We start from the raw sequence: 7604 nt of genomic DNA on the forward strand, positions 1-7604 counted from the left end.
GAGTACGACGCGACCCACTCGCCGATGTTCCACCAGGTCGAGGGCCTCGCCATCGACGAGGGCATCTCGATGGCGAACCTCAAGGGCACCCTGGACCACTTCGCCACCCAGATGTTCGGCGAGGGCATCGTGACCCGGTTCCGGCCGTCGTACTTCCCCTTCACCGAGCCCTCCGCGGAGGTCGACCTGACCTGCTTCGTCTGCCGTGGCGCCCAGGTCGTCGACGCCGGAGACGGTCAGACCATCACCTGCCGCACCTGCAAGGGCGAGGGCTGGATCGAGTGGGGCGGCTGCGGGATCGTGAACCCACGCGTCCTGGTCGCCTGTGGGGTCGACCCCGAGAAGTACAGCGGCTTCGCGTTCGGGATGGGCATCGACCGTACGTTGATGTTCCGCACCGGCCTGTCCGACCTGCGCACCCTCTTCGAGGGTGACGTCCGGCTCACTACTGCATTCGGGAGCGAACTGTGAAGGCCCCCCTCTCCTGGATCAAGGAGTACGTCTCGCTGCCGGAGGATCTCGGCATCGAGGAGATCACCGACCGGCTGACCGCGCTCGGCCTCAAGCTGGAGGCGATCGAGACCTCCGGCGCCGGCATCGAGGGACCGCTCGTGGTGGGCACGGTGCTCACCCAGGAGCCCGAGCCGCAGAAGAACGGCAAGGTCATCAACTGGTGCACCGTCGACGTCGGCGAGGCCAACGGCACCGGTGAGCCGCAGGGGATCGTCTGCGGCGCGCACAACTTCAAGGCCGGTGACAAGGTCGTCGTGATCCTGCCCGGCGGCGTCCTCCCCGGAAACTTCCAGATCTCCGCGCGGAAGACGTACGGACACATGAGCGCCGGAATGATCTGCTCCGCCCGCGAGCTCGGGCTGGGGGAGGAGGCCGACGGCATCATCGTGCTGCCGGCCGACGCTCCCGCGCCCGGGACCGACGCGCGCGAGGTGCTCGGGCTCGGCGAGGAGATCATCGAGTTCGAGATCAACCCGGACCGTGCGTACGCCCTGTCGCTGCGCGGTATCGCACGCGAGGCGGCGCTCGCCTTCTCGAATGAGCACAGCGACGTGCCGTTCGCAGATCCGGCCCAGGTCGACGCACCCATAGCCGACGGGTCGGGTTATCCGGTCCGGCTCGACGACGACGGCTGCGACTACTTCGTCACCCGGGTGATCACCGGGTTCGACCCGAGCGCGCCGACGCCCGACCTCATCAAGAAGCGGCTCGCGGCCACCGGCGTACGTTCGATCTCGCTGGCCGTCGACGTCTCCAACTACGTGATGATGGAGCTCGGCCAGCCGACGCACTGCTATGACAAGGCCAAGCTGTCCGGCGACATCGTGGTGCGGCGGGCGAGCGAGGGCGAGAAGATCACCACGCTCGACGATGTCGTCCGGGTGCTCTCCGAGGAGGACCTGCTGATCACCGACGACTCCGGCCCGATCGGCATCGCCGGTGTCATGGGTGGGGCGTCCACGGAGATCTCGGAGTCGACCACGGACATCGTGGTCGAGGCCGCGCACTTCGACCCGACCACCGTCTTCCGCTCCCAGAAGCGGCACAAACTGCCCTCGGAGGCGTCCAAGCGCTTCGAGCGTGGCGTCGACCCGCTGCTGCCGCCGGCGGCAGCGGAGCGGGTGGTCGAGCTGCTGGTCGAGCACGGCGGCGGCACCGCTGCCGGTGTCTCCGAGGTCGGTCCGACGGCGTCGCCGTCGACCCGTGCGCCGCTGAAGACCATCACGATCCCGGTCTCGCTGCCGGCTCGGATCATCGGGCTCGACGTCGACGACGCGACGGTCGTGAGGTCGCTGGAGCTGATCGGCGCCGGCGTCACCGTCTCGGGCGACTCGCTGACCGCGACGATCCCGACCTACCGCGTCGACCTCAACGATCCCTACGACCTGATCGAGGAGGTCGCCCGGATCGTCGGCTACGACAAGGTGCCTTCGGTGCTCCCGCGTCGCGCCACCGGTGGCGGCCTGACCCGAGCCCAGCAGCTGCGCCGCCGGATCGGGCGCGTCCTCGCTGGTGCCGGACTGGTCGAGGTCGTCGACTTCCCGTTCGTGGGCGAGGCCGACTTCGATCGTCTCGGGTTGCCGGCCGACGATGTCCTGCGGAACACCGTCAAGCTGGCCAACCCCTTGAGCAGCGAGGAGCCGGCCTACACCACGACGCTCCTCCCGGGGCTCCTGAAGGTGGCCGCGCGCAACATCTCCCGAGGTCAGGACGGGGTCGCTCTCTTCGAGACCGCGACCGTCGCCTTCCCGATCGAGCAGGCGGCGCCGATCTACGGCGTCGACCGGCGCCCGACCGAGGAGGAGATGGAGAAGCTCCTCGCGGCGATCCCGCGCCAGCCGCTGCACCTGGCCACCGTCCTCGCCGGGGAACGTACGCGGGGTGGCTGGTGGGGTTCCGCCGAGACCGCTTCGTGGTCGGATGCCATCGATGTCGTACGTCGCCTGGGCGCCGACCTCGGCGTGCCGGTCGAGGTCGCCTCGGCGTCGCGGGCGCCGTGGCACCCCGGTCGTTGCGCGGTCGTCTCGGTCGACGGCGTCGAGTTCGGTCACGCCGGTGAGCTGCACCCGAAGGTCTGCAAGGCGTTCGGGCTGCCGGTTCGTTCGGCAGCGGTCGAGATCGACCTCGACTTCCTGATCTCGAAGGTGCCCGCCACGGCGCCCGGCCCGGTCTTCTCGACCATGCCGGTCGCCAAGGAGGACGTCGCGCTCATCGTGCCCGCCGAGGTGACGGTCGCGGCCGTCGAGGCCGCGCTGCGCGAGGGCGCCGGAGACCTGCTGGAGACGGTGCGGCTCTTCGACGTCTACGAGGGCGACCAGGTCGGCGAGGGCAAGAAGTCGCTCGCCTTCGCGCTGCGCTTCCGCGCCGCCGATCGCACGCTGAAGGCCGAGGAGACCGCATCCGCCCGTGTGGCGGCGGTCGCCAAGGCCGCCGAGCTGACCGGCGCCACCCCGCGCTGAGGTCCTGTGTCAGTTCCCCGCACGTGCGGGGAACTGACACAGAGCGGTCAGCTCTGCGACGTCATTTCCGCGCATACGTGCGGATGTGGCAGATGGCATCCTCGCGGATCGGCGGTCGGTGTCGACGAACGCGTCGAAGTCGTGCCCGAAGTAGTCCGGGAAGTCCAAGGACTCGGCGAGCTGGCAGAACATCTCGGCGCTGTTGGTCCACCTCGATGCTGATAGCCGTACGACTCGATACCCGAGCGTCGTCAGGCTGCTGATCCCGTCGTCCCAGACGGGCCTGCTCCAGACGAGTGAGACGCCACCGTTGAGGAGCAGCGAGTAGTCGTACCGACTGAAGTCGTCGGGGCCGAAGGCTGCCATCGCGCCATCTTGGCAGATCTGCGTCCCTCAGCTCAGTGCGTCGCGGAGGACGGCCAGGACAGTGTCGATGTCCTCCGGGGTCGTCTCCCACGAAGTGACGAAGCGGACCTGCCCACCGAGGCGGTAGAAGAGCACCCCGGCCGCCTCCAGGCGGTCGGCGGTCTCGTCGGGGAGGTTCACCCAGGCCAGGTTGGCGTCGACGGAGTTGGTGATGCGTACGCCTGCCGCCTCCAGGCCGGCGGCGAGCTCGGCCATCCGGTCGTTGGCGTTACGAGCGTTGCGGAGCCAGAGGTCGTCGGTGAGATAGGCGAGCAGCTGTGCGGACTGGAAGCGCATCTTGGAGGTGACGTGACCGGAGCGCTTGGTGCGGTAGACCAGCTCGTCGGCGGGGGAGTCGGAGAAGCAGACGATCGCCTCGGCCGAGAGTGCGCCGTTCTTGGTCGCGCCCAGGGACAGCACGTCCACACCGGCTCGCCAGGTCAGGTCGGCAGCCGATGCGCCGGTGGCGACGACGCCGTTGGCGAAACGAGCACCGTCCAGATGCACCCGCAGGTCACGGGTCTTCGCGATCCCGGTGAGCTCGGAGATCTCCGCGGCGGAGTAGGCCGTCCCGTAGTCGGACGGCGAGGTCAGCGAGAGGACGGCAGGCTGGGAGTGGTGCGGGTCGCCCCAACGTACGCCGTCCAGGTGGGCCTGCAGCGCCTCGGGAGCCATCTTGTAGCCCTCTCCCGCGAGGCCGGTCATCACCGCACCGCCGGCCAGCAGCGAGGTCGCACCGCCCTCGCTCGTCAAGATGTGCGCGCTCTCGTGGCAGACCACCGATCCCCAGGGTGGCGGCAGCGCGGAGAGCGAGAGCGCGTTGGCGGCGGTGCCGCTCATCACCGGGAAGACCCGGGCGCGCGGGTGCTCGAAGACCTCCCGCACCCGTTCCTCGAGCGCGGCGGTGACCTCGTCGCCGCCGTAGGCGAGAGCTGAGCCGGAGTTGGCGGCGGCCATCGCCTCCAGGATCGCGGGGGAGACGGCGGCGGCGTTATCAGAGCGCAGTTCGATGGTCACCGCTCTATTCTCCTCATAGGGGTCTGCTGCCTCCGCAGGAGGTTCTGAATATCCCGTACGTACGCGATATATCGCTATGGCAGAATGGGCGGCTGTGACGACGCTGAGTGTGCTGGACGAGGTCACCTGGGACGGTGCACCGGTAGCCGGTGAGCGCACCCGGGCGCTGCTGCGGGCCCTGGTCGACGCCGGTCCGCGGGGCGCGTCCGAGGCTGCGCTGGTCGAGGACGTCTGGGGGCGCGACGACATCCCGGCCCATCCCTCGAAGGCGCTCCAGGTGGTGGTCTCGCGGGCGAGGACGGCGACCGACGCGGAGGCGATCGAGCGTACGCCGCGGGGCTACCGCCTCAGCCTGGGTGCCGCCGAGGTCGACGCCTGGTCGCTTCGGCCGCATGCGCTGGGGCTGGCCGCCGAGAAGAGGTACGCCGAGGCGCTCCCGCTGCTCGAGCGGCTCGAGGACCTCGACCCCGACGAGGAGGTCACCGAGGGGGTGCTGCGAGCCGTCGCCGCGGTGCACGGTGCTCCGGCGGCTCTGGAGCGCTTCGAGACGTACCGCGCCGGTCTGGCCGACGGTCTGGGTGTCGACCCGAGCCTGCGGCTGAGGGCGCTCCACGCCGAGCTGCTCGCGCGCGATCGTCCGGTGCGGTCGGGGCTGCGTCATGACGCCGACGTGCTGATCGGCCGCGAGGAGGACACCGCCGAGGTCTCGGTGCTGCTGAAGAGCTCGCGCGTCGTCACGATCCTCGGTCCCGGCGGGCTCGGCAAGACCAGCCTGGCGCAGGTGCTCGCCCACGACGCCGAGCATCCGGTGGTCCACTTCGTCGAGCTGGTCGGCGTGACCTCGCCCGACGACCTCACCGGTGAGGTGGGCTCCGCCCTCGGCGTCCGCGACTCGGTCGCGGGGCGCGACCGGCTCACGCCCGAGCAGCGCGCCGACGTACGCTCCCGGATCGCCCAGCAGCTCGACGGCCCACCCACGCTGCTCGTGCTCGACAACTGCGAGCACATCGTGGCCGCGGTCGCCGACCTGGTCGCCTTCCTGGTCGCGACGGTGCGTGACCTGACCGTGCTGACGACCTCCCGCAGCCCCCTCGCCATCGGCGCGGAGCGGGTCTACCCGCTCGGCCGCCTGGGGACGTACGACGGCAGCGAGCTCTTCCGCAGGCGCGCGATCGCCGCGCGGCCCGATGTCCACCTCGACGAGGACCGGGTCCACGAGATCGTCGCCCGGCTCGACGGCCTCCCGCTCGCGATCGAGCTCGCCGCGGTGAAGGTGCGCGCGATGTCGGTCGACGACATCGCACGCCGGCTCTCGAACCGGTTCGCCCTGCTACGTGGCGGCGACCGCAACGCGCCCGACCGTCATCAGACCCTGGTCGCCGTCATCGACTGGTCCTGGAACCTTCTCGACGAGCGCGAGCGGCGCGCGATGCGGTGGCTCTCGGTCTTCCACGACGGATTCACTCTCACCGCTGCCGAGGCGATCCTCGGCGATGACGCTCTCGGCGCGATCGAGGAGCTCGTCGACCAGTCGCTGCTGACGGTCGTCGACACGGACCCCGCTGACGGCCTCGGGCTCCGATTCGGCATCCACGTGCGCTACCGCATGCTCGAGACCGTCAGGGAGTTCGGCCGGATGCAGCTCGTCGACGCCGGCGAGGACGCCGAGGCACACGCGGCCCAGTGGGCCTGGGCGGCGGCGTACGGCGACGCGAGCGCGGCTCGGCTCTACTCCTCGGAGCAGTTCGACGCCATGGACGAGATTCGCGCCGAGGAGAGCAACCTGGCCGACATCCTGCGTCAGGTGACGGCGGGGGACGATCCGGCGACGGTCGTCCGCCTCTTCTGTGCCCTGGGCGCATACTGGACGATCTCGGGCGAGCACCAGCGCGTGATCATGCTGGCGACGGCGGTGACCGACCTGATCAGCGACTGGGACCCGCCCGCCGATCTGCTGGAGAAGACCCGAATGGTGCTCGCGCTGCTGCTCTTCGGGGCCGCGTTCGCCGGAGGGACGACCGCTGAGAGGCTGAGCACGATCGTCGCCCGGATCGGCACCGACGCCGTGGACCCGCGGCTGAGGGTGCAGCTGCAGGTGTTGCGAACCCTGGTCGAGGGGAAGCCCGGCCGGACCGTCGAGGCGGAGCTGTCCGATCTGGCCGATGACCCGGACGTGGGGGTGCGGGCAGGTGCGCTGGCCTTCCTCAGCCATGAACGCGAGAACCTCGGCGATCCTGCGGGGGCGGTTGCCACCGGGGTCGAGGCACTGGGTCTAACAAGCGCCGAGGACGGACCCTGGACGCGCGCGATGCTGCACGCCCAGCTCAGCGGTCTCTACGCTCAGCTCGGCCGCCTCGGCGAGGCCGCGGACCACGCCCGCGAGGCCATCCCCATCCTGCGGCGGCTCGGCGCGGACGACGATCTCACCCAGACCAGCACGATCCTGGTGACGTACGCCCTGGAGCAGGGTCGTCTCGACGAGGCCGCTGCCCTGCTCGCCGAGGTCGAGCGTGAGCAGCCTCGCGGCGGCTTCGGTTCCCGCGGCGCGGTCCATGGCGCCCGGGCGCAGCTGCTGTTGGCGCAGGGCAAGGTCGAGGAGGGCCTGGCGTTGCTGCGCGAGATGGTCGCGACGATGGGTGGGTTGCCGTTCCCCGGCTTCAACCAGGACCCCGACCTGATGCCCTGGCGGGTTGCCGCCGAGGCGGTCACGCTGGTGGCCTGTGTGCGGCACGGCGCCGACGGAGAGGATCTCTTCGATGCGCTGATGGCCAAGGCACCGCTCCTGGTGGCCGAGGAACGCCAGTCGCAGGACTATCCCGTCACCGGCATGGCGTTCCTCGCGATCGGGCTCACGGGGTTGTCGCGTGATGCGCTGCCGAGGGAGGAGTCGGTGCGGCTCCTCGTGCTCGCCGACCGGTTCGGCTACTCCCGGTCAACCCTCGACATGAGCTGGGATCTCGTCGTCGAGGACGCCGAGCGGCTCGCCCCGGGTGTGCTGGCTCGGATCGAGAAGGAGTACGCCGAACGCCGCGGTCCCGCCCTGCTGGACGAGGCCCGCGGCGTGGTCGCGCGGCTGGTTCTTGCCTAGTGTCCCGCGCCGAGAGTCCGTGCCATAAGTCGTGCGATGCGTGCGTGCATCGCAAGGCGGCGTCGCGACGGGGCGAGTTCAAGGGTCGGACGCAACACCTCCTGACTGAGGAGGCTGTCGAT

At 70.2% G+C, this 7604-nt stretch carries 4 protein-coding genes and 1 pseudogene; 3 read left to right on the forward strand and 2 right to left on the reverse strand.

The genetic code is table 11. The features are described from left to right. A pseudogene (locus tag ACRDPS_RS21105) lies at positions 1–471 on the forward strand (phenylalanine--tRNA ligase subunit alpha); the annotation flags it as partial. Next, positions 468–2972: a phenylalanine--tRNA ligase subunit beta gene (gene pheT, locus ACRDPS_RS21110; protein WP_431503630.1), complete on the forward strand. Its 2505-nt coding sequence runs from the start codon at positions 468–470 to the stop codon at positions 2970–2972. The pseudogene ACRDPS_RS21105 and the gene pheT, both read left to right, overlap by 4 nt. A gap of 9 nt (positions 2973–2981) precedes the next feature. On the opposite strand, the gene ACRDPS_RS21115 is transcribed toward pheT, so the two are convergent. Both ACRDPS_RS21115 and ACRDPS_RS21120 read right to left on the reverse strand, forming a co-directional pair. Then, the gene (locus ACRDPS_RS21115) at positions 2982–3338 is read right to left on the reverse strand and encodes a barstar family protein (RefSeq protein WP_431503631.1); all 357 of its coding nucleotides are present in this window, start codon (positions 3336–3338) and stop codon (positions 2982–2984) included. Positions 3339–3365: 27 nt separating this feature from the next. Continuing rightward, positions 3366–4394: a threonine aldolase family protein gene (locus tag ACRDPS_RS21120; protein WP_431503632.1), complete on the reverse strand. Its 1029-nt coding sequence runs from the start codon at positions 4392–4394 to the stop codon at positions 3366–3368. Between the two features lie 94 nt (positions 4395–4488). On the opposite strand from ACRDPS_RS21120, the gene ACRDPS_RS21125 reads away from it, so the two are divergent. After that, a complete protein-coding gene (locus ACRDPS_RS21125) occupies positions 4489–7482 on the forward strand; it encodes an ATP-binding protein (RefSeq protein WP_431503633.1) in 2994 nt (997 codons plus the stop codon). Positions 7483–7604: the final 122 nt, after the last annotated feature.

The organism is Nocardioides sp., from assembly GCF_050699375.1.
Classification (GTDB): domain Bacteria; phylum Actinomycetota; class Actinomycetes; order Propionibacteriales; family Nocardioidaceae; genus Nocardioides.

Bases quoted from the DNA above. Each gene is read 5' to 3' on its own strand.
- ACRDPS_RS21115 (WP_431503631.1), bottom strand. From the start codon at position 3,338: ATGGCAGCCTTCGGCCCCGACGACTTCAGTCGGTACGACTACTCGCTG.